At 67.6% G+C, this 21,008-nt stretch carries 21 protein-coding genes; 5 read left to right on the forward strand and 16 right to left on the reverse strand.

Going from position 1 to position 21,008, the window contains the following annotated elements:
- The 10 genes from HWY37_RS25935 to HWY37_RS25980 all read right to left on the reverse strand — a co-directional run.
- Positions 1 to 591, reverse strand: a 591-nt coding sequence (locus HWY37_RS25935) for a biotin/lipoyl-containing protein (RefSeq protein WP_176090174.1), incomplete at its 3' end; no start/stop codon positions are given.
- Positions 592 to 601: 10 nt separating this feature from the next.
- Positions 602 to 1,087, reverse strand: coding sequence for a VOC family protein (locus HWY37_RS25940; protein WP_175210191.1), 486 nt, complete (start codon positions 1,085 to 1,087; stop codon positions 602 to 604).
- Entirely contained in the window at positions 1,084 to 3,267 is a 2,184-nt protein-coding gene (locus HWY37_RS25945; protein WP_175210189.1) for an alpha-ketoacid dehydrogenase subunit alpha/beta, read from the reverse strand. The genes HWY37_RS25940 and HWY37_RS25945 overlap by 4 nt, the downstream gene beginning before the upstream one ends.
- 38 nt (positions 3,268 to 3,305) lie before the next feature.
- Positions 3,306 to 4,094 (reverse strand): SDR family NAD(P)-dependent oxidoreductase, encoded by a 789-nt coding sequence (locus HWY37_RS25950; protein ID WP_176090175.1) that lies wholly within the window; start codon positions 4,092 to 4,094, stop codon positions 3,306 to 3,308.
- 37 nt (positions 4,095 to 4,131) lie between these two features.
- Positions 4,132 to 4,851, reverse strand: coding sequence for an ABC transporter ATP-binding protein (locus HWY37_RS25955; RefSeq protein WP_175210187.1), 720 nt, complete (start codon positions 4,849 to 4,851; stop codon positions 4,132 to 4,134).
- The gene (locus tag HWY37_RS25960) at positions 4,848 to 5,600 is read right to left on the reverse strand and encodes an ABC transporter ATP-binding protein (protein ID WP_175210186.1); all 753 of its coding nucleotides are present in this window, start codon (positions 5,598 to 5,600) and stop codon (positions 4,848 to 4,850) included. The genes HWY37_RS25955 and HWY37_RS25960 overlap by 4 nt, the downstream gene beginning before the upstream one ends.
- Positions 5,597 to 6,865 carry a branched-chain amino acid ABC transporter permease gene (locus HWY37_RS25965; RefSeq protein ID WP_175210185.1) on the reverse strand — a complete coding sequence of 423 codons (1,269 nt, stop codon included), beginning with the start codon at positions 6,863 to 6,865 and terminating at the stop codon, positions 5,597 to 5,599. The genes HWY37_RS25960 and HWY37_RS25965 overlap by 4 nt, the downstream gene beginning before the upstream one ends.
- On the reverse strand, positions 6,862 to 7,803 hold the full coding sequence (locus HWY37_RS25970) for a branched-chain amino acid ABC transporter permease (RefSeq protein ID WP_176090176.1): 942 nt from the start codon (positions 7,801 to 7,803) through the stop codon (positions 6,862 to 6,864). The genes HWY37_RS25965 and HWY37_RS25970 overlap by 4 nt, the downstream gene beginning before the upstream one ends.
- Positions 7,804 to 7,974: 171 nt before the next feature.
- Positions 7,975 to 9,210, reverse strand: coding sequence for a branched-chain amino acid ABC transporter substrate-binding protein (locus HWY37_RS25975; protein ID WP_175210167.1), 1,236 nt, complete (start codon positions 9,208 to 9,210; stop codon positions 7,975 to 7,977).
- 42 nt (positions 9,211 to 9,252) lie between these two features.
- On the reverse strand, positions 9,253 to 10,077 hold the full coding sequence (locus HWY37_RS25980; protein ID WP_176090177.1) for a shikimate dehydrogenase family protein: 825 nt from the start codon (positions 10,075 to 10,077) through the stop codon (positions 9,253 to 9,255).
- Positions 10,078 to 10,316: 239 nt separating this feature from the next.
- Here HWY37_RS25980 and HWY37_RS25985 point away from each other — a divergent pair, with 239 nt between their 5' ends.
- Both HWY37_RS25985 and HWY37_RS25990 read left to right on the forward strand, forming a co-directional pair.
- Positions 10,317 to 11,054, forward strand: a complete 738-nt coding sequence (locus HWY37_RS25985) for an SDR family NAD(P)-dependent oxidoreductase (protein WP_175210163.1) — start codon at positions 10,317 to 10,319, stop codon at positions 11,052 to 11,054.
- A gap of 110 nt (positions 11,055 to 11,164) precedes the next feature.
- Positions 11,165 to 11,911, forward strand: coding sequence for a FadR/GntR family transcriptional regulator (locus HWY37_RS25990; protein WP_176090178.1), 747 nt, complete (start codon positions 11,165 to 11,167; stop codon positions 11,909 to 11,911).
- 42 nt (positions 11,912 to 11,953) lie between these two features.
- Here HWY37_RS25990 and HWY37_RS25995 read toward each other — a convergent pair whose 3' ends face one another.
- The 6 genes from HWY37_RS25995 to HWY37_RS26020 all read right to left on the reverse strand — a co-directional run bounded on the left by HWY37_RS25995 (position 11,954) and on the right by HWY37_RS26020 (position 17,253).
- Positions 11,954 to 13,291, reverse strand: a complete 1,338-nt coding sequence (locus tag HWY37_RS25995; protein WP_175210159.1) for an NAD(P)H-dependent oxidoreductase — start codon at positions 13,289 to 13,291, stop codon at positions 11,954 to 11,956.
- A gap of 71 nt (positions 13,292 to 13,362) precedes the next feature.
- Positions 13,363 to 13,923, reverse strand: a complete 561-nt coding sequence (locus HWY37_RS26000; RefSeq protein WP_175210157.1) for a 5'-3'-deoxyribonucleotidase — start codon at positions 13,921 to 13,923, stop codon at positions 13,363 to 13,365.
- Between the two features lie 47 nt (positions 13,924 to 13,970).
- On the reverse strand, positions 13,971 to 14,501 hold the full coding sequence (gene thpR, locus HWY37_RS26005) for an RNA 2',3'-cyclic phosphodiesterase (protein WP_176090179.1): 531 nt from the start codon (positions 14,499 to 14,501) through the stop codon (positions 13,971 to 13,973).
- Positions 14,502 to 14,527: 26 nt separating this feature from the next.
- Entirely contained in the window at positions 14,528 to 15,292 is a 765-nt protein-coding gene (gene cheD, locus HWY37_RS26010; protein WP_176090180.1) for a chemoreceptor glutamine deamidase CheD, read from the reverse strand.
- Positions 15,293 to 15,589: 297 nt separating this feature from the next.
- Positions 15,590 to 16,498, reverse strand: a complete 909-nt coding sequence (locus HWY37_RS26015; RefSeq protein WP_175210151.1) for a cell division protein FtsX — start codon at positions 16,496 to 16,498, stop codon at positions 15,590 to 15,592.
- Positions 16,495 to 17,253, reverse strand: coding sequence for a cell division ATP-binding protein FtsE (locus HWY37_RS26020; protein ID WP_175210149.1), 759 nt, complete (start codon positions 17,251 to 17,253; stop codon positions 16,495 to 16,497). Before HWY37_RS26020 ends, HWY37_RS26015 begins: the two co-directional genes overlap by 4 nt.
- Positions 17,254 to 17,543: 290 nt before the next feature.
- Here HWY37_RS26020 and HWY37_RS26025 point away from each other — a divergent pair, with 290 nt between their 5' ends.
- The 3 genes from HWY37_RS26025 (at position 17,544) to HWY37_RS26035 (ending at position 20,983) form a co-directional block, all read left to right on the forward strand.
- A complete protein-coding gene (locus HWY37_RS26025) occupies positions 17,544 to 18,560 on the forward strand; it encodes an amino acid ABC transporter substrate-binding protein (protein ID WP_175210146.1) in 1,017 nt (338 codons plus the stop codon).
- Between the two features lie 130 nt (positions 18,561 to 18,690).
- A complete protein-coding gene (locus HWY37_RS26030) occupies positions 18,691 to 19,881 on the forward strand; it encodes an amino acid ABC transporter permease (protein ID WP_175210144.1) in 1,191 nt (396 codons plus the stop codon).
- A 1-nt stretch (position 19,882) separates the two neighbouring features.
- A complete protein-coding gene (locus HWY37_RS26035) occupies positions 19,883 to 20,983 on the forward strand; it encodes an amino acid ABC transporter permease (protein ID WP_175210142.1) in 1,101 nt (366 codons plus the stop codon).
- Positions 20,984 to 21,008 lie beyond the last annotated feature (25 nt).

Raw genomic sequence — 21,008 nt, forward strand, 5'->3', positions numbered from 1 at the left:
GGCTTCCACGTCGCGGCGCACGATGCGGCCGTGCGGGCCGGTGCCGGCCACGGCCAGCAGGTCCACATGCCATTGCGCGGCCAGGCGGCGCGCCAGCGGACTGGCGAACAGGCGTCCGCCGGGAACCGCAGCGTTGTCCGCGGCGGCCCCGGCGCGAGGCGCGGTTGCGGCGCCGGCTGGAGCAGAGGCAGTAGAGCCGTTGACCGAGGTCGGAGCAGGGGCGGGAGTAGCGGCGGCAGCGCTGCCGGCCGGAACCACGGCGCAAGCGGCGGCAGCGGCCGGGACAGCCGCGGCGGGCTGCGCGGCGCCGGCTTCGGCCAGCGCGCGGTCGATGGCCGAGGCGTCCTCGCCCTGCGCCAACAGCACGCCGATCACGGTGTTCACCGGCACCGAGGCGGCGCCGGCCTGGACCACGATGCGGCCCAGCACGCCGGCCTGTTCGGCATTGATCTCGACGATGGCCTTCTCGGTTTCGATTTCCGCCAGCGCGTCGCCCACGGCGACCGTGTCGCCTTCTTTCTTGAGCCACTGGTGCAGCGTGCCGCCCGAGGTGTCGGCTGCAACGGAGGGGAGCTTGATGAGGTGTGCCACGATGTTCGTCCTATTCTGCGGCGCCGGCCAGGTCGGGCCGGTAGGTGGCGGGATCGTCGTATTCGACCAGTTCCAGCACATTGCCTTCGGGGTCGCGGAAGAACGCCAGCCAGGTGCCGGGACGCACTTCCATGGGCGCCGGCTTGCTGTCGAAAACCACGCCCTTGGCTTCCAGGTCGCGCACCACGCCGGGCAGGTCGCGCACGATGAAGGTCAGGTAGGTGGCGCCCTGGCGGTCCAGGATGGCCGCGCCGCGCGCCGCGGCTTCGGGCGCGGCGGCGGGCTGCAGCAGCTTGATGCGTTCGCCGTAGCTGGTCTGCAGGCGCGCCACGTCGTAGCCATGGCGCGTCAGGCCGGTAGCCTGCGCCTTGTCGGCCGGCACGTTCACGCGGTTGACGAGCTTCAGGCCCACGACGCCGGTATAGAACGCCAGCAGCGCGTCCAGGTCGGCGCAGCAGATGCCGACTTCCATCGGCACGGTCATGTGCAGGGTCATGCCTGTTCTCCCAGGTCGGCCAGCACGTCGGCCAGGCCGGCCATGACTTCCTCGGTGTCGGCGAAGGCCGCGCGCTCCAGCACCTTGGAGATGCTGGGCGAGGCTTCGCCGCCGGTCACGCGCTTGACCGGCTGGTCCAGCCAGTCGAAGTAGCGGCGCTGGATCTCGTCGGCCAGCATGGCGCCGTAGGAGGTGCCGCGCGCGCCTTGCTCCACGATCAGCACGTTGTTGGTCTTCATGATGCTGGCGCCGATGGTGTCCCAGTCCAGGCTGGCGCGGTCCAGCGTGCGCAGGTCGATGACTTCGGCGTCCACGCCGGCGGCTTCCGCCGCCTTGAGCGCGCGGCTGACCATGGACAGGTAGGTCAGGATGGTGACCTTGTTGCCTGCGCGGCGCACGCGCGCCTTGCCGAACGGAATGGCGTAGTCCAGATCGTCCGCGGGCACCTCGCCCGAGGACGCGTACAGGTCCACGTGCTCGATCACCAGCACCGGGTCCTTGGAGGCCAGCGCGGTGTTCATCAGGCCGACGTATTCGTAGGGCGTGGACGGCGCGACCACGCGCCAGCCGGGCGCGGTGGCGAAGATGCCGGCCGGGTCCATCGAGTGCTGCGAGCCGTAGCCCGTGCCCATGGCGACCTTGGTGCGCAGCACGAAGGGCACGTCGATGTCGCCGCCGAACATGTGGCGGGCCTTGCCGATCTGGTTGAAGATCTGGTCGGCCGCGACCCACATGAAGTCGGGATACATGAACTCCACGATGGGCCGGTAGCGGCCATCCATGGCCAGGCCGCCGCCCAGGCCGGCGAAGGCATTCTCGGAAATGGGAGTGCCCAGCACGCGGTCGGGATACTTGTCCTTCAGGCCGCGCGTGGCGCCGTTGGTGCCGCCCTTCAGACGGTGCACGTCCTCGCCCAGCACCACCACGCCGGGGTCGGTTTCCATGCGGCGGTCCAGCACGTCGGCCACCGCGTCCACGAACTTGCGCTCGGTGGACTGGCCGGCGTGGTCGGCGGCTTCCTGGTAGCGCAGGCCGGCCAGTTCCGAGCCGTCGCTGCGCAGGCCCACGTCGCGGAAGTCCGGGCTGGGCCAGAGGTCGGCGCGCACGCGGCGCTTGCCGCCGTCGGCGGCTTCGGTCAGGCGGCCGGAAACGTCCTTCATCACGTCCTTGCAGCGCTGGCGCAGGGCGTCGACTTCGGCTTGCGTGATGAGTTGGCGGCCGATCATTTCCGCGGCGATCCTGTCCAGCGGGTCGCGGCGGCGCCATTGCGCTTCCTCGTCCTTGCTGCGGTAGCCGAAGGCGCTGCCGGGGAAGGGGCCGTTCTGGTGGAAGAAGCGGTACACGTCCACTTCCACGATGGTGGGACCGTTGCCGGCGCGCATGTGCGCCACGGCTTCGGACATGGCCAGGTAGACCGCCAGCGGGTCCATGCCGTCGACCTTCCAGGACGGAATGTTGAAGGCCAGGCCGCGCGCCGACAGGCGCGGTTCGGCGGTGGACTCTTCGACCGTGGTGGACACGGCGTAGCGGTTGTTCTCGATGAAGAAGCACAGCGGCGTCTTCCAGGCCGCGGTCAGGTTCATGGTCTCCAGCACGGAGCCGATGTTGACCGCGCCATCGCCGAAATAGGTCACGGCAACGCGGTCGGTGCCGGCGTGCTTGTGCGCCCAGCCCGCGCCGGCGGCCAGCGGCACGCCGCCGCCGACGATGGCGTTGGTGCCCAGCGCGCCCGCCTCCAGCCAGCGCAGGTGCATGCTGCCGCCGCGGCCGCGGCAGTAACCCTGGGCCAGGCCCATGATCTCGGCCAGCGTCTTCTGCAGCACTTCGTCGATGGCGGGCGTGAGCGGATTGCGCGGGTCCAGGCCCAGCGGCGCGACGTGCTGCAGGGCCTTGGCCAGGAACTGGTGGTGACCGCGGTGCGAACCGTTGATCTGGTCGCCGGCGCCCAGCGCCAGCACGGAGCCGACCGCGCCGCCTTCCTGGCCCACGGACGAGTGCGCGGGGCCGTGCACCAGGCCTTCGGCGGCCAGATCGAGCACGGCTTCTTCAAAGGCGCGGATCCAGTGCAGCTGGGTCAGCATGGTGCCCAGCAGGGCCGGGTCCGCCTGTTGCCAGTCCTTGGCGTCTACCGTCAGTTGCCGCCAGGGCGCTTGGGGCTCAAGCGGTTGGTGGGTGGCCATGAGTGAATCTCCAGAGATGTGTGTATGCGTTCTTGCGATTAGAGGTAGCTGTAGCGGCTCCAGCCGCCGTCGGCCACCAGGGTGTGTCCGTTGATGTAGGCGGCCTGGCGCGAGGCCAGGAACACCGCCAGGTCGGCCATTTCGGCCGGCTGCGCTAGGCGGCGCAGCGGCGTGCGCTGCTTGAGGCGCTCGGGGTCGAGGCGGCCGCGCGCGGCCAGGTCGCGCACCAGGTCCGTTTCCACGTAGCCCGGCGCCAACGCGTTCACGCGCACGCCCGCGGGGCCCCATTCCACTGCCAGGGTCTCGGTCAGCAGCACCACCGCGCCTTTGGTGGCGCAATAGGCGGCGCGGTCCGGCGCCGCCACCACGCCGTACATGGAGGCCAGGTTGATGATGGTGCCGGCGCCCGCGGGCACCATGCGGCGGCCGGCGGCCTGGGCGCACAGGAACACGCCGGTCAGGTTGATGTCGACGGCGCGGCGCCATTCGTCCACGCTGACTTCCAGCGTGGGCTTGTTGGCCGAGACGCCGGCGTTGTTGACCAGCACGTCGATGCGGCCCCAGGCCTTTTCGACCTGCGCGAAGGCCTGCTCGACCGCATCGGCGTCGGTGACCGAGGCCTGCACGGCCAGGGCTTCGGCGCCCAGCGCGGCCAGGCCGGCGACGGCTGCGTCCAGGGCCGTGGCGTCCATGTCCAGCAGCGCCACGCGCGCGCCCTGGCGGGCGAAGGCCTGCGCCGTGGCCAGACCTATGCCCTTGGCGCCGCCGGTGATCACGACGCTCTGGCCGCGCAGGTCGGGATGGATGACTTCTGAGGTTTGGTCCAAGATGTGTGCCTCTTTGATAGGTGTGCGCGCCGGCGGATCAGACCGCCAGCCATTCCTGGACGACGTCCTGGCGCTCATGCAGCTGCGCGGGCGGTCCTTCGAAAACGATGCGGCCGTGGCCCATCACGCTGACGCGGGTGGAGACCTTCAGCGCGATGGTCAGCTTCTGTTCCACCAGCACCACGGACACGCCGCGCTTGTGGATGTCGCGGATCACGTCGGCGATCACTTCCACGATCTTCGGCGCCAGGCCTTCGGTGGGTTCGTCGATCAGCATGACCTTGGGATTGCCCAGCAGCGAACGGCACATGGTCAGCATCTGCTGTTCGCCGCCAGACAGGTTGCCGGCCTTGGTGCCGCGGCGCTCCTTCAGGCGCGGGAAGTAGTCGAACATCTGCTCGACCGACCAGAAAGGCGCGTCGTCGCGCCTGGGCTGTTCGCCCATGCGCAGGTTCTCGTCCACGGTCAGGTTGGCGAACACCTCGCGCTCTTCCGGCACGAAGCCCAGGCCGGCGCGGGCGACCTCGAAGGGACGCTTGTTGGTGATGTCGCGGCCTTCGATGCTGATGCGGCCGCCGGTCACGTCCACCAGCCCCATGATGCTTTTCATGGTGGTGGAGCGGCCGGCGCCGTTGCGGCCCAGCAGGCTCACGACTTCGCCGCGGCCGACCGTCAGGTCGATGCCGTGCAGGATGTGGCTCTTGCCGTAGTGGGCGTGCACGCCTTGCAGGCTCAGCAAGGGGGATTGCGTCGTCATACCGTTTCCTCTCCCAGGTAGGCTTCGCGCACGCGGGCGTCGCCGCGGATGTCGGCAGGCGTGCCGGTGGCGAGGATTTCGCCGTAGACCAGCACGCTGATGCGGTCGGCCAGCGAGAACACCACCTGCATGTCGTGCTCCACGATCAGCAGCGTGCAGTCGCGGGTCACGTCCTTGATCAGTTCGACCGTGTAGTCCACCTCGTGCTGCGACATGCCGGCCATGGGTTCGTCCAGCAGGATGACTCTGGGGCGCGAGGCCAGCGTCATGCCGATTTCCAGCGAGCGCTGTTCCGAATAGTTCAGGTCGCCGGCGGCGGTGTGCTGCTTGTCGGCCAGCCGCACCTTTTCCAGCAGCCGGTCCACGTCCTCGTTGACGGCGCGGTTGCGCGCGATGGGACGCCAGAAGTTGTAGACCAGGCCATGCATGCGCAGCACCGCCAGCCTCAGGTTCTCGCGCACCGACAGGCGCGGGAACACGTTGGTGATCTGGAACGAGCGGGCCAGGCCCAGGCGGTTGATGCGTTCAGGCGGCAGGCCGCCGATGGAGCGCGAATGCAGGCTGATGTCGCCCGAGGTCGGCGCGAACGAGCCCGACATCAGGTGGAACAGGGTGGACTTGCCCGCGCCGTTCGGGCCGATGACGGCGTGGCGTTCGCCGGCTTCGACCTTCAGGTTCACGCCGCGGATGATCTGCGCGTCGCCGAAGGACTTGCGCACATCGGTCAGGGTCAGGATCTCGTGGCTCATTTTGCGGCCTCCAGCGCCGGCGCGGCCTGGTCGTCGTCGCGCCACAGGGCCAGCGCCCAGCGGCAGGCGGCCAGGCCCGCGGCGAACAGCGCCAGCGGAATCAGCCAGGTCGACAGCGCCAGCGGCGCCCAGTCGTGGCCGAACAGGGAAATGTCGGGCCAGCCGGCCTCGGGGTTCATCGCCAGCAGCGAACGGTAGTCGCGGGCGAACATGCGTTGCAGCAGTTCCACCGTGAAGACCGTGGCGCAGGTCAGCAGCAGGCCGCCCGCGACCGACACCGCGGCGCGCGGCAGCCAGTTGCCCAGGCCGCGCTCGCGCAGCGAGCGGGCTGAGCCCTGCACCAGGCCGACCAGGCCGTCCGGCACGAACAGCATCACCAGCACGAACAGGATGCCCTGGTACAGCAGCCAGGAACGGGTGATGTCGGCCAGGGTCTGCGACAGGAAGGTCAGGATGGACGCGCCCAGCACCGGGCCGAGGAAGGCGTTGACGCCGCCGATGTAGGCGAACAGCACCGCGTCGGTGGACAGCTTGACGTCGAACAGCACGTAGTTGCCGGCCTCGATGTTCAGCGCCTGCAGGCCGCCGGCGATGCCGGCGAACATGGCGGACAGCGCGAACACCAGGGTCTTGAGCGTGTGCGGCCGGTAGCCCAGGTAGCGCAGGCGGTGGGCGTTCTCGCGCAGGCCCAGCGTCAGCCGGCCCAGCGGGGTGCGCGTCAGGCCGTAAAGCGCGGCCAGCGACACCAGCACCCAGGCCAGCACCAGGAAATAGACTTCGATGTCGGAACCGAAGGTGAAGCCCCAGGCCGGCATGCGCATGGCGGACACGCCCGCCTCGCCGCCGAATACGCCCTTCAAGTGCGGCGCCAGCGCGTGCAGCAGTTCAGCCAGCGCCAGCGTGATCATGGCGAAGTACACGCCGGCGCGCATGGTGGCGAACCAGCCCGCGACCAGGCCGAACAGCAGGCCGGCCACGCCGCCCGCCAGCGGCATCAGCGGCGTTGGCAAGAGGCCCGCGCCGCCCAGCGCGTTCATGGCGTGGATGGTGGCGAAGGTGCCCACGCCGAAGTAGGCGGCGTGGCCGAAGGACAGCATGCCGCCCTGGCCCGCCAGCAGGTTGAAGGCGCAGGCGAACAGCGCGGCGATCAGCATCTGCACCGCCGCCACCAGCTGGCCCGGAGGCAGCAGCCAGGGCAGGGCGCATAGCGCGGCCACGCACAGGATCAGGACGAGGATTGCGGAAGTGTTGCGGGTCTGGCTCATGCCTGCTCTCCCTTCAGGCCCGAGGGCTTGACCAGCAGCACCACCAGCATCAGCAGGAAGGGCAGGGTCGCGGCCAGGCTGGAGATCTTCACGGTCATCAGGCCGCCCACGCTTTCGGCCCACTCGCCGGCGCCGAACAGGCCGAACAGGGACGCCAGGCTGGCGTCGATGCCGACCGAGAAGGAGCTGATCAGGCCGATCAGCAGCGAGGCGATCATGGCGCCTTCGAGCGAACCCAGGCCGCCCACCACGACCACGACGAACACCAGCACGCCGAGTTCCAGCGCCATGTTGGGGTTGGTGGTGTAGAAGGCGCCCGCCACCGCGCCGGCCAGGCCGGCCATGGCGGCGCCCACGCCGAACACGCTCATGAACACCAGGGGCACGTTATGGCCCAGCGCTTCCGCCATGCGCGGACGGTAGATGGCCGAACGCACCACGATGCCGACGCGGGTGCGCGACAGCAGCAGATAGATCACGGCGAACATCGCCAGCGACACGCCGCCCATCAGCAGGCGGTAGAAGGGGTAGTCGGCGTCGAACACGCGGAAGGCGGCGAAGTTGAGGAACTGCGGCACGCGGTAGTCGACCGGGAAGTCGCCGTAGAACAGCTTGATCAGCTCGGCCACGATGAAGGCCAGGCCGAAGGTCACCAGCAGTTCCTGCGCATGGCCGAACTTGTGGACGCGGCGCAGGAAGTAGCGTTCCACGCCCATGCCCAGCAGGCCGGAGATGAGGGTGGCCAGGACCAGCGCGGCCCAGAAGCCGATGACGGGCGTCAGGGTGTAGGCGGCATAGGCGCCTATCATGTAGAACGAGGCGTGCGCGAAGTTGAGCACGCCCATCATGCCGAAAATCAGTGTCAGGCCTGCCGACACCATGAATAGCAGCAGGCCGTAAATCACGCCGTTCAACAGCGAGACGGTAAAGTATTCCATGTCCGCTCCAGGATTCTTGCGCTAAGACGACGGACGTCTTGCGAGCGATTGCGCACCAGGGTTTTTCCGGCCCGCGCCGGGGGTGCGCTTATTGGGGTTGCCAGGGGCGATGAGGGGTTGCGGGCGGCCGGACCGTCACGCGCAAGCTGACGGTCCGGCCGCGCTAACCCATCAATTCGGCCGCTGCATCTTGCAGGTCGCCTGCGGCGGCGCCGACACGTCGGCCGCGGCCAGCACCTTCACCGGCTCGAAGCCCATGTCGGTGCCGTCGGCCTTGTACTTGGCGTTCTTGCTCACCTTGGACACGACCATGGGCAGCTGCACCTGGTGGTCTTCGGCGCGCATCGTGTAGGTGCCCAAGGACGAGGTATAGGTGACCTTTTCCAGCGCGCGGGCCAGTTCCGGAACGGACAGCTTGCCGTCCTGCGGCTTGACTTGCTTGAGCGCCTCGCCCAGGAAGTGGATGCCGATGACGGTCTGCGGCTCGGTGTAGCTGGGGTAGTGGCCGGTCTTGGCCTTGTAGTCCTCGGCGAACTTGGCGCCTTCCTCGCCCGCGGCCTCGATGTTGTACGGGTGGGCGATGTAGTGGCCCAGCGCGACGTCGCCGGCGTTGGCCAGGTTGCCCACCTGGTCCAGGAACACGGTGGCGAAGCGGACCTTGAGGCCGGCGGCCTGCGTGGCCTTCATCAACAGCAGCAGGTCGTTGGACCAGTTGCCGGTGATGACGGTGTCCGGGTTGGACGAGCGGATGCGCGCGACGTAGGGCGCGAAGTCCTGGATCTTGTTGACTTCGTGCAGCGTCTTGCCGACCACTTCATAGCCGTACTGCTTGGCGAAGCGCTCGGTGGCGCCTTCCATGTCCTGGCCCCAGGAGTAGTTCTGGTTGATGGCGTACACGCGCTTGCCCAGCGTGCCGTCGGCCGACATGACCGAGGCCAGCGCCTTCACGCGCAGGTCGGCATTGGTGGTGAAGCGGAAATGGTAGAAGTGGCACTTCTGGCCGGTCAGTTCCAGCGCCTCGCCGCCCACGTTCAGGAACACGACTTCCTTGCCCGGGTTGCGCAGGTTGTGCTTGCGCACGTCTTCGGTCAGCTGGCCGGAAATGGCCGACGAGGACCCTTGCACCAGGATCTGCACGCCTTCGGCGGCGGCGGCGCGGAAGCGGTCGGACGCGCCCACCGGACCGCCCTGGTTGTCGAACTCGACCAGTTCCAGCGGCTGGCCGTTCCAGCCGCCGGCGGCGTTGATGCGGTCCAGCTCATATTTGACCGCGGCGCGGAACATCAGGCCGGTCGAGGCCTGGGGGCCGGACAGCGTCTCGATCAGGCCGATCTTGACGGGCGCGGCCTGGGCCGATGCGGCGATGCCGGCCAGGCACAGCAGGCCGGTGGTGAAAGCCAATTTCATGCGTGTCTCCTCCGTGGGACGGGAGTGTGGTGAATTCGTGGATCAGGCAGGCGCGCGGGCGGACAGGCCCCGGCGCGGTTCTTCTATGCCCAGGAAGCGGGCAATCTCGGCGATCTGTCCTTCCAGCATGTAGAGGCCCGGATGCGTACGGCAGCCGCGCGCGGCGGCGGCGCGCAGCAGGGGCGTGTCGACGCGGCTCATGACGGCGTCGGCGACGACGGTGCCGGCGGCAAGCGCGTCCAGCTGGAAGGGCAGGGGATCGGTGTCGTTCAGGCCCAGCGAGGTCGCGTTGATGGCGATGTCGCAGGCCTCCGGCGCGGCGCTGGCCACGCTGATGGCCAGGCCGGGATATTGGCGGCCCAGATGGGCGGCGAAAGAGGCGGCCTTGTCGGCGCTGCGGTTGTACAGGCGCAGGCTGGCGGGGCCGGCGTCGGCGATGGCACAGGCGATGGCCTTGCCCGCGCCGCCCAGGCCGGCCAGGTAGACATGGCGGCCGGCCGGATCGTGGCCCTGGCTGCGCAGGCCGGCGACGAAACCCAGGCCGTCGAAGTTGCCGCCCGTCAGCACGCCGTCGCGCAGGCGCACCGCGTTGACCGCGCCGCTCAGCTGGGCCGAGGGCGTCAGGGCGTCGCACAGGGCGGCGGCATTTTCCTTGTGGGGCACCGTCACCACGATGCCGCCCAGGTTGGCCAGGCCGCGGATGCCGGCGAACAGGCCGGACAGCGCGTCGGGAGCCACATGGAACGGGACCATGACCGCGTCCACGCCGCGCTCGCGCAGCAGGGCATTGAGCCGCTGGGGCGTCTTGACGTGCGCGATCGGGTCCGCCGCGATCGCGAAAACGGTAGTGCTGCCGGTGATTTCCACCTGATTGTCCCCTGCCTGGGTAGCGGCTTGCCGCCGTGTCGTTCCTGACTCTCTTGCCTCGAAGCGGCAGTTGCTTTACGCTTTCGGAATAAGTTGTCAGGCAACTTTATTAAGTTGTCAGATAAATCATAGGGCAAGCGTTTTTCTCGTGTCAAGCGGCCGTTTCGGGAGTCCAATCGGAATTGCCGTGGCCGCCGGAAAGGCGTTCTCGCCCGCGTACGAGTGCTTCAGGAGACAGAATGATTTCGTTCGAAGGAAAGGTTGCCGTCATTACCGGCGCGGGCAACGGCATCGGTTTGGCCACGGCGCGCCTGATGGCGGCGCATGGCGCCCGGCTGGTGCTGACCGACATCGACAGCGCGCGCCTGGAAGAGGTGGCGGCCGAGCTGGACCCCAGCGGGCAGCGCGTCTACACCCGCATGCTGGACGTGTCGAACTCGGCCGAGTGCGATCGCGTGTTCGAGGCGGCGGCCAAGCATTTCGGCGGGCTGGACCACCTGGTGCATTGCGCCGGCATCTATCCCGAAAACCTGGTCAAGGACACCAGCGACGAGGCCTGGCGCACGCTGATGCGCGTGAACCTGGACGGCACCTTCTATGTGTGCCGCGCGGCCCAGCGCCATCTGCGCCACGACGGCTCCATCGTGCTGCTGACCTCGCTGGCGGCCCAGCGCGGCAGCTATGCGCACGCGGCCTATTCCGCGTCCAAGGGCGCGGTGCAGAGCTTCACGCGCAGCCTGGCGCTGGAGCTGGCGCCGCAGATCCGCGTGAACGCGGTGGCGCCCGGCATCATCGCCACCTCGATGACGCAGGACCTGATCGGGCAGAAGGGCGCGCAGCTGCTGGAAAGCACGCCACTGCGCCGCTACGGCACGGCCGAGGAAATCGCCGGGTCCATCGCTTTTCTGTGCTCGCCGCTGGCCGGCTTCGTCACGGGCGAAGTCATGCAGGTCAACGGCGGCATCTATATCGCGTAAAGTCCGAGGCTGGCGCCAGCGGTCGGGGCCGCGGCCAGCCGAACAGGGCTTCCTTCCATAAACACGGGGCGGCGCGCACGCGCGCCGCCTACACGTTCCATCCATTCGACATGCAGCCTAACCAAGAACAGGATCCGCAGCGCGCCGCACCCAAGAGTTCGCTTTCGGCGGCGCTGGGCGACGCGCTGGCGGAGCAGATCCGCCAGGGGGTGCTCGCGCCCGGCGATCGCCTGCCCACGGAAAAGCAGCTGACCGAAACCTACTCGGTCAGCCGCGCCGTCGTGCGCGAAGCGCTGGCCCGCCTGAAGTCCGAAGGCCTGATCACGTCGCAGCAGGGCAGCGGCGTCTTCGTCGATCCGAACTTCCAGAAGAATGCATTCCGCATCGCCGCGCCCACACCGGGCGACAACCAGGACCTGGAACACATCCTGGAGCTGATGCTGTCCATCGAAGTGACCGCCGCGCGCTATGCGGCGCAGCGCCGCACCGACGCGGACCTGAAGAAGATGCGCCAGGCGCTGGTGGGCATGGAATATGCGCTGCTCAATGACAAGCTGGGCGATGAAGAGGACTACCAGTTCCACCATGCCATCGTGCAGGCCACGCATAACCCGCATCTGGTGGCCCTGAACGATTACCTGGAAGCCAATGTGCGCCGGGTCATCCGCAGCGCGCGCAACAACACGGCGCGCATGTACACCGAACGCATGGCCGCGGTGCAGAGCGAACACCAGGCGATCTTCGCGGCCATAGACGCGGGTGATCCGGACGCCGCCGGCCGCGCCGCTGACCAGCACCTGCGCAATGCCGCGGATCGCCTGCGCCTGTTCCAGGCCGAGCGGCCCGCGCCGGTCTAGGACGCAAGGCCCGCACTGCGTGTGCCGCGGCGCGGGCCGGTCTTACGCGAAGGTCTGTTCCATCTCGCGGCGGAATTGCACCGCGGTGGCGCTGTCGTCGTATTCCACGTCGCTCCAGCGGATCGCCTGCGACTGCCGCACCGGGTTCTTCAGCTTGACCTGGTGCGACAGGCCGAGCGGCAGATAGCCCTCATCCACCGAGTCGCGCGCCGGCATCAGCCGGCCATACACCGTGTAGCCGCCCTCGCCGTCCAGGATCTGGCCGGCCGGCAGGTCGCGCTTGGCGGTGGCGACCACGTCGCCGTGCCAGCCGGCGGGCGCGCCGGTGGGCTCGCGCCGCAGGCCCACGCTGGCCACGCTGATGCCCAGTTCCAGCCCGATCAGGTGATAGGGTTTGTACATGGCGGTGTAGTTGCCGCTGGGGTCCGTGACCAGTCCGTATTCCTTGAAGCAACGGCGCACGTAGTCGCTGTCGGCGGCCAGGGTCACGTAGACGCCCCAGCGCAGGTCGCGGAACACCGGGCGGCCGTCGCGCTCCAGCGAGGAGATCACCTCCACCTGGCCGCGATGGTGCAGGATGCCGCCGCTTTCTCGCGGGCGCAGCACGCGGGCCAGGTCGTCCACGCCGCAGGGCGGAAAATGCAGGCCCGAAGGCGAAGGCAGCAGCCCGGTGGCGTTGGAGACCGCGGCCATTTCGATGGCGCTCTTGGTGCCGTCCAGGAAGCTGTTGAACATCTGCGCGTTGAAATCGCCCGCCGCGACCATTTCGGCGGTGAAGCCGTAGTAGGGCCAGACGGTGTCCGGCGTGGACGTATGGAATTCCGGCAGGTACTTGGTGCCCTTGCCCGCGGCCATGACCTCGAAGCCGCTGGCGCGGGCCCAGTCCACCATTTCGCAGATCAGGGCCGGCTGGTCGCCGTAGGCCAGGGAATAGACGATGCCGGCTTCGCGAGCGCGGCGCGCCAGCAGCGGGCCGGCCAGCGCGTCGGCCTCGACGTTGACCATGATGATGTGCTTGCCGTATTCGCAGCAGGCCAGCACGTGGTTGATGCCGGCGGCGGCCTGGCCGGTGGCGTCGATGACGATGTCCACGTCGGGGCTGGCGATGACGGCAAGGGGATCGTCGCAGAAGTAGACCTTGCCGTTCTTCAGCGCGTCATTGGTGCTGGCGGCGTTGAGCGCGGTGGCGGGCCAGCCCACCCGGGTAAGCGCCGCGCGGGCCCGGTCGGGCACCAGGTCGGCGACCGCGACCAGCCGCATTCCCGGGGTGCGCGGGGCCTGGCTCATGAACATCGCGCCGAACTTTCCGGCGCCCAGCAGGGCAACACGCAAGGGCTTGTGATCGGCTTCTCGCTGCTTCAGCAGGCGGTACAGATTCATGGCGCGGGTTCCTCCGGGGTGGGGGGTACTGCAACACAGAATAGTCCCAAATCACGGCGGCTGAACAGGACTCACTCGTCTGCCGTATACAGCTCTCCGGCCAGCACGTTGCGCCAGTTCTGCCAGCTGATGCGGGGGCGGTCCGAGACCTCGCGGTTGTAGGGAGCGTCGAACAGGATGTGCTTCCAGCGCGGCTTCATGGCGCCCTCGATCAGGGGCTTGTCGTCGATCAGCAGATGGCCGTGCACCAGCGTCTTGTCCTTGGTCAGGATAAGCCGGTTGGTGGCTTCGCGCCCCAGGTGCCTTTCCACCCACAGGTACTTTTCGGCCACGCAATTTTCGAACTGCGACAGGGGCGAGGAGCAGATGCGCACGTCCATGCCCAGCGCCAGCAATTCCTTCACGGCTTCCAGCGCGCCGGGTACCGGCGGCAGGTCGCGGATGAAGCCGGGCGCCGTGTAGATGGCTTCGGCCATGCCGCGCAATTCGGGAGCGTAATCCTGGCGGATGTAGAAGGACTTGCGGTCCTCGAACGCCACCGGCGGGATGTCCGGGTGGCGCGCGCGCCAGGCGTCGATGAAGGCGTGTTCGAAGTCGGCGAGCACGCCGTCTTGGTCCAGCAGGATGATCATGGCGATCCCGGGTGGTGGCAACCCGGCGATTGTGCCAGAGCGGGGTGTCAGGCGCCTTGCGGCCGGGACTGCGCCACGATGCGGTAGCGGCTGCCGCCGGATTGCGATTCGGACGCGACCAGCACCATGCGGTCATACCGCCATGCCAGGGGCGCGGGCGCGTCGGCTGGAGGCGTGGCGTGCTCGATGTTGCGCAGCAGGGTGACGTGCGGGCGGAAGGGCTGGGGCGGCGCGGCCAAGCCGTAGCCCGACAGCCATGACCACAGTTCGTCGTGGGCGGCCTGCAAGCCGGGCGGCGTGTCGCCGGGGCCGGCCCACAGGATGCGCTGGCGGCCGAAGACGCCATAGCGGTCCACCGTCATGTCATCGGGCGCCAGGCGCCGTTCGGGGGTGGCGGCGGCCAGTTCGTCGGCCAGCGCCGCGTCCACCGGCCCCAGGAACGCCAGGGTCAGGTGCAGGGTCTCGGTGCGCATGACGCGTCCGCCGCAACTGGGCCTGGCCTGTTCCGCCCAGGCCGCGAGCGTAGCCGCCAGCGAGGGGGCAGGCCACAGGGCGAAGAACAGGCGTACGGTGGACATGCACTGATTGTAGGCGCGCAGCCGGCTCAGCTGCCCGTGGTTTCCGTGCGGCGGCGGCGGGTCAGGCCCGTGTCGAAGCGCTCCACGCCCGGGCGGGCCGGACGATCAAAGCGTTCCACGCCAGGGCGGTCGAAACGCTCTACCCCGGGCCGGTCGAAGCGTTCCACCCCTGGCGGCCGGGTGAAGCGTTCCACGCGCTGCGGGCTTTCGGTCTTGGCCTGCACGCTCTGGGCCGCGGCCTGTTCGCGCTTGGCGATGATTTCCTCGGCGCGCTGGTGGTGCGGCGCCATCTTGCGGACCATCACCCGGCCGTCGCGGGGGAAGTAGTTGATGCGGCGCGCGTGCACGTCGCCCTGGTCCTGCGCCTTGACGGGAATGCCTTCAGTCTTGAGGTACTGCAGCACGAACTGGCCGTTGCGCTCGCCGATGTTCATCTGCTGCATGGCGGACAGCACCGCGCCGCCGCCGAACACCTTGGCCTCCAGGCGGTCGCGCACGGCGCCGGCCTTCAGCAGTTCGTTGATCAGCACTTCCATGGCGAACGCGCCATAGCGCATGGTGGCCGAGGCGGGCGACTGCATGTCGCCTTCGGGCAGCATGAAATGGTTCATGCCGCCCACGCCCGTGATCGGGTCATGGATACAGGCGGCGACGCAAGACCCCAGGACGGTCGAGATCATCAGGTCTTCGTTGGTGACGTAGTACTCGTTGGGCAGTACTTTCACCGCCTGACACTGGAACGCGCTATCGAAATAGTGGCGCGTTGCACGGGCTTCAAGACGGGCGGCCATGGGACTCGATTAAAGGCAAGAACGGCGATTGGGACACGAATTTGGCTGCACGGGAACAAAAATGTATCAAAATATGTAATAAAATGTCGCTTTATTCTTGCATACTCAAGCTTCCAGCGGGAGAAATGCTGTGTAACGGACACAGTAATTCGTCCTGTATTGCCGCCAGGCGCGGACGCCACCGCCCGCTGGCAGGCATGCAGGCATCCTACACAAGCGGGCGGAAGTCGTTCCCCGGATCTCGGGGAAGAAGGGGCTTCAAACGGAGCCTTTGTGCGGCGCCTGAGGCGCCGTGGCTCAGAAGCGCGTGCTGCGGGTGACGGACCAGCGCGCCGACAAGGCGCCCAGGGCGCCGGAAGCGACCACCGCGCCGATCAGCACCGCGGGGCCGGGCAGGTGCAGGGCGAATTCCGCCCCGTAGCTGCGGGCCAGCCCGACCAGGGCGTCGTTCAATGGGGACAGAGCGATCGCCGCCACGCCGATGGCCAGCAGCGACGCCACAGCGCCCGAGAGCGCGCCCAGATACAGGAACGGCCGGCGCACGAAGGATTCCGTGGCGCCCACCAACCGGGCCACGCCGATTTCCTCGCGCTGCGAGAGCGCCTGCATGCGCACGGTATTGAAGACGGTCGCCAGCACCACCACCGCCACGCAGGCGGCCAGGAAGCCCAGGCCGATACGGGCGAAGCGCAGGATCGCCTCCAGGCGCTGCACCCAGGCGCTGTCCAGCTGCACCAGGTCGACGTGGTTCCATTGCTTCCAGGACGCGGCGAGTTTGTCCGCGCGGCCGGCCAGGTTGTCGCCGTCGGCCAGGGTGACCACCACCGCGTCCGGCAGCGGATTGCCCGGCAGCACGGCCAGCGCCTGCTGCCAGGCCGGGTTGGCGCGCAAGTCGGCCAGGGCGTCCTCGCGGCCCACCACGCGCACGGCGCGGATGTCGTCCTTGTATTCGTCCTGGATGCGCTTGGCCACGTCCGCGGCGGCGCCCGCGGGGGCGTCCACGCGCATGAAGACGGTGACTTCAGGCGTGACGGACATCTGCCGTGCCACCGGCTGGACCGAGACCAGGATGGCGCTGCCCAGCAGCGGCAGGGCCAGGGCCAGGGCCATGACCAGCAGGTTGGCCAGGGAGGAGAACGGCTGCTTGATCAGCCGGCGCAGGGTGACCAGGAGCGCGTAGCGGTGTTGCCGCAGCCAGGCGTTCATGCGGATTCTCCCGGATAGGCGCGGCCGGACGCGGCGCCCGGCTGCTGTCCGATACCGGATTGCCCCGCGCCGCCCTCGGGCTGCGGCGTTCCCGGACCCTGGGAGTCAGCGAACTTGCCCGGGTCGATGCGCAGGGTGCGGGTGGCGTAGCGCGCCATGAGGTCCTGGTCGTGCGAAGCGATCAGCGTGGTCACGCCGACGCGGTTGAAGTCGCGGAACACATTCATGATGCGCTGCGCGTTGTCGTGGTCGAGGTTGGCGGTGGGCTCGTCGGCGATCAGGATGGCGGGCCGGTTCACGATGGCCCGCGCGATCGCCAGGCGCTGCTGTTCGCCGCCGGACAATTCGATCGGATTCAGGTCTTCCTTGCCGGACAGCCCCACCTTGTCCAGCGCGGCGCGGGCGCGCGCCGCGGCCGAGTCCCAGGCATGGCCCGTGACCGCCAGCGGCAGCATGACGTTTTCGAACGCGCTGCGATCGAACAGCAGGTGCGTGTCCTGCAGGATGACGCCGACGGCGCGCCGCAGGTACGGCCGGGCGCGCGCCGGCAGCTTGTCCAGCCGCTGGCCGTTGACCTGGATCGAGCCGCGGCTGGCGGGCTCCAGCCCGCCGATCAGCTTGAGCAGTGTGGACTTGCCGGCGCCGGACGGCCCGGATACGAAAACGAACTCTCCCGCGCTCACGCGGAAGTTGATGTCGGCCAGGATATTGCGGCCGCGACCATATGATTTGAATACGTGCTGGAATTCGATCATGGCGGCTGTCAGATGAAGCCGCAATAGTAACTCGGGGACAGTAAGGTGGCCTAAACCTCCCGGGGGATAGCCGGAGAAATATTCCAGCGCAATGCTTCCAGACAGGTTTGCGTCGGGTCAAAAGGCGTCCCCTTTTTTGTCGGGAAACACCGTTTCATTTCACCCAGTGTCCCTATATTTCAAGGGAATTCCCGGATGCGCCGCGTGCTGCGCGGACGCTACCATCCGGCCCATGCGTGGACCCAACCCGGCCTGCGTGCGACTTCGCCTTATCCCACACGGAGAACACGATGAAAGTACTGAAACTCGCCGCGATCGGCGCCGCTTTGTTTGCAGCATCCGCGGCTGCCAATGCGGGCGCAACCTTCGATAACGTCAAGAAAAAAGGGTTTGTCCAGTGCGGGGTTTCTACGGGCATTCCGGGCTTCTCCATCGCTGACAGCAAGGGCGAATACAAGGGCATCGACGTCGACCTGTGCCGCGCCATCGCCTCGACCATGTTCGGCGACGCCACCAAGGTCAAGTTCACCCCGCTGAACACGCAGCAACGCTTCACCGCGCTGCAGTCCGGCGAAGTGGACGTGCTGACCCGCAACACCACCGTCACGCTGACGCGCGACACGACGCTGGGCCTGATCGGCGTGGGCGTGAACTACTACGACAGCCAGGGCGTCATGGTCTCCAAGGACCTGAACGTCAAGAGCGCCAAGGAACTCAACGGCGCCACCATCTGCGTGCAGCCCGGCACCACCACCGAGCTGAACCTGGCTGACTGGTTCCGCGGCCAGAAGATCGAATTCAAGCCGGTCGTGATCGACAAGTACGACGAAATCATCCGCGCCTTCTCGGCCGGCCGCTGCGACGCCTTCACCACCGACAAGTCGCAGCTGGCGTCGACCCGCACCACGCTCGAGAACCCGGACAAGTTCATCATCCTGCCGGAAGACTTCTCCAAGGAGCCGCTGGGCCCCATGGTCCGCCAGGGCGACGAGCAATGGTTCAACATCGTGCGCTGGTCGCTCAACGCCATGCTCGAAGCCGAGGAATACGGCATCACCAAGGCCAACGTCGATGAAATGGCCAAGAGCCCCAATCCCAACATCCAGCGCATCCTGGGCGTGACCCCGGGCATGGGCAAGAACCTGGGCGTGGACGACAAGTGGGCCTACAACATCATCAAGAACGTGGGCAACTATGGTGAAAGCTTCGAAAGCACGCTGGGCAAGAGCAGCGCGATGAAGCTGGAGCGCGGTCTGAACGCTTCCTACAAGCAAGGTGGCTTGATGTACGGCTGGCCGGTGCGCTAACACACGGCTGCCTGGAAAAACGGAGCCCGGCGCTCCGTTTTTCCTCTCCCGCCCGCGGGCGGGTGGCAGGAGTGGGTGGCGCGGTCTTGACGGCTTCGCTGCCCGGTGTCCGACTTCTGTAGATTCACTCATGAATACTCCCAATAAAAGCGCGCCTGCATCGGCACCTCCCCGGCGTCTGAACTGGAACGATCCCGGGGTGCGCTCCGTGGTCTACCAGGTGCTGGCGCTGGCCGCCGTGGCCTGGGCCGTGTGGTTCCTGGTTTCAAACACGCTGCACAATCTGTCCGTGCGCAACATCGCCACGGGCTTCGGCTTCCTGCACCGCGAGGCCGGCTTCGCCATCGGCGAAACACCCATCGCCTACACCCCGGCGGACACTTATGGCCGCGCCATCCTGGTCGGCCTGCTCAACACGCTGCGCGTGGCCGTCATCGGCATCGTGCTGGCGACGATCCTCGGCACGCTCATCGGCATCGGCCGCCTGTCCAAGAACTGGCTGGTCGCCAAGATCACTTCGGTCTACGTCGAGGTCATGCGCAACGTGCCGCTGCTGCTGCAGTTGTTCTTCTGGTACGCGCTGATCACGGAAAACATGCCGGGTCCGCGCCAGGCGCACAATCCGCTGCCGGGCGTCTTCATCTCCAACCGGGGTCTGAAGGTGCCGGGGCTGGAAGGCCATTCGCTGGACTGGATGCTGGCCGGATTGGGCCTGGCCATCGTGGCGATCATCCTGCTGGGCCATTGGGGCAAGAAGCGCCAGGAAGCGACCGGCAACGTGTTCCCGCTGGGCCGCGCCGCCATCGGCCTGCTCATCGGCTTCCCCATCATCGGCTGGCTGGTCAGCGGCGCCTCGCTCACCCTGGACATGCCCGAGCTCAAGGGCTTCAACTTCTCGGGCGGCCTGACGCTGTCTCCGGAGTTCGCGGCGCTGCTGGCGGGCCTGGTGATCTACACCTCGGCCTTCATTGCCGAAGTGGTGCGTTCGGGCATCCAGGCGGTCAACAACGGCCAGTGGGAAGCCGCGGGTTCGCTGGGCCTGCGCCGCAAGCAGGTGCTGCGCCTGGTGGTGCTGCCGCAGGCGCTGCGCGTGATCATCCCGCCGATGACCAGCCAGTACCTCAACCTGACCAAGAACAGTTCGCTGGCCGTGGCCATCGGCTACCCCGACATCGTGTCGGTGGTGAACACCACGCTGAACCAGACGGGCCAGGCCATCGAGGGCATTCTCATCATCATGGGCGCGTACCTCACGGTCAGCCTGTCGATCTCGATATTCATGAACTGGTACAACAAGCGCATCGCGCTGGTGGAGCGTTGATATGAGCAGCACATCGCATATCCCCGCCGAAGGCCTGCCGCCGCCCAGCACCCACGTGGGTCCCTGGGCCTGGATCAAGTCGCGCCTGTTCTCGTCGCCGCTGAACATCCTCATCACGGTGCTGGTGGCCTGGTTCCTGCTGATGGCGGTGCCGGCGCTGGTGGAATGGGCCTTCATCAAGGCCAACTTCTCCGCGGCCAACGCGCAGGAGTGCCGCGCTTCGGGCGGCGCCTGCTGGGCCTTCATCATCGAGAAGCACCGGCTGATCCTGTTCGGCACCTATCCGTTCGACGAACAATGGCGTCCGCTGATCGCGACCATCATCCTGGTGGCCGTGATCGTCTGCAGCGGCATCCGGCGCTTCTGGAACTGGAAGCTCGCCATCATCTGGACCGTGGGCCTGACGGCCGTGGCGCTCCTGATGTGGGGCGGCGTGTTCGGCCTGACCTACGTGGAAAACGCGCGCTGGGGCGGCCTGCCGCTGACGCTGATCCTGTCCACGTTCGGCATCGCCTTCGCGTTCCCGATCGGCGTGCTGCTGGCCCTGGGCCGGCGCTCCAAGATGCCCGCCATCAAGGCGCTGTGCGTCGTGTACATCGAGCTTATCCGCGGCGTGCCGCTGATCAGCCTGCTGTTCATGTCCTCGGTGATGCTGCCGCTGTTTCTGCCGGAAGGCTTCTCCATCGACAAGCTGCTGCGCGCGCAGATCGCGATCATCATGTTCGCGGCGGCGTACATCGCCGAAACGGTGCGCGGCGGCCTGCAGGCGATTCCCAAAGGCCAGTACGAGGGCGCGGATTCGCTGGGCCTGAACTACTGGCAGCAGATGCGCAAGATCATCCTGCCGCAGGCGCTGAAGATCGTGATCCCGCCGCTGGTCAGCATCTTCATCGCCCTGTTCAAGGACACCTCGCTGGTGGTGATCATCGGCATCTTCGACCTGACGCTGGCGGCCAAGGCGGCATTGTCCGACGCGGCATGGCGCGGATTCGGGGTGGAGGCGTACCTGTTCATTTCGCTCATCTACTTCGTCTTCTGCTTCTCCATGTCCAAATACAGCCAGGCGCTGGAAAAACGCCTCGCCACGGGCCACGCACGCTAGAACTTTGCAGCGCGTCCGCCACAGG

The sequence above is a fragment of the Achromobacter anxifer genome (assembly GCF_903652925.1).
Lineage (GTDB): Bacteria > Pseudomonadota > Gammaproteobacteria > Burkholderiales > Burkholderiaceae_B > Achromobacter > Achromobacter anxifer.

Coding starts and splice junctions, on each gene's coding strand:
- HWY37_RS26030 (WP_175210144.1), top strand. CDS start 18,691: ATGAATACTCCCAATAAAAGCGCGCCTGCATCGGCACCTCCCCGGCGT.
- HWY37_RS26015 (WP_175210151.1), bottom strand. CDS start 16,498: ATGAACGCCTGGCTGCGGCAACACCGCTACGCGCTCCTGGTCACCCTG.
- HWY37_RS26025 (WP_175210146.1), top strand. CDS start 17,544: ATGAAAGTACTGAAACTCGCCGCGATCGGCGCCGCTTTGTTTGCAGCA.
- thpR (WP_176090179.1), bottom strand. CDS start 14,501: ATGTCCACCGTACGCCTGTTCTTCGCCCTGTGGCCTGCCCCCTCGCTG.
- HWY37_RS25945 (WP_175210189.1), bottom strand. CDS start 3,267: ATGGCCACCCACCAACCGCTTGAGCCCCAAGCGCCCTGGCGGCAACTG.
- HWY37_RS25955 (WP_175210187.1), bottom strand. CDS start 4,851: ATGACGACGCAATCCCCCTTGCTGAGCCTGCAAGGCGTGCACGCCCAC.
- HWY37_RS26000 (WP_175210157.1), bottom strand. CDS start 13,923: ATGATCATCCTGCTGGACCAAGACGGCGTGCTCGCCGACTTCGAACAC.
- HWY37_RS25990 (WP_176090178.1), top strand. CDS start 11,165: ATGCAGCCTAACCAAGAACAGGATCCGCAGCGCGCCGCACCCAAGAGT.
- HWY37_RS25940 (WP_175210191.1), bottom strand. CDS start 1,087: ATGACCCTGCACATGACCGTGCCGATGGAAGTCGGCATCTGCTGCGCC.
- HWY37_RS26035 (WP_175210142.1), top strand. CDS start 19,883: ATGAGCAGCACATCGCATATCCCCGCCGAAGGCCTGCCGCCGCCCAGC.
- HWY37_RS26020 (WP_175210149.1), bottom strand. CDS start 17,253: ATGATCGAATTCCAGCACGTATTCAAATCATATGGTCGCGGCCGCAAT.
- cheD (WP_176090180.1), bottom strand. CDS start 15,292: ATGGCCGCCCGTCTTGAAGCCCGTGCAACGCGCCACTATTTCGATAGC.
- HWY37_RS25960 (WP_175210186.1), bottom strand. CDS start 5,600: ATGAGCCACGAGATCCTGACCCTGACCGATGTGCGCAAGTCCTTCGGC.
- HWY37_RS25985 (WP_175210163.1), top strand. CDS start 10,317: ATGATTTCGTTCGAAGGAAAGGTTGCCGTCATTACCGGCGCGGGCAAC.
- HWY37_RS25975 (WP_175210167.1), bottom strand. CDS start 9,210: ATGAAATTGGCTTTCACCACCGGCCTGCTGTGCCTGGCCGGCATCGCC.
- HWY37_RS25965 (WP_175210185.1), bottom strand. CDS start 6,865: ATGAGCCAGACCCGCAACACTTCCGCAATCCTCGTCCTGATCCTGTGC.
- HWY37_RS25995 (WP_175210159.1), bottom strand. CDS start 13,291: ATGAATCTGTACCGCCTGCTGAAGCAGCGAGAAGCCGATCACAAGCCC.
- HWY37_RS25970 (WP_176090176.1), bottom strand. CDS start 7,803: ATGGAATACTTTACCGTCTCGCTGTTGAACGGCGTGATTTACGGCCTG.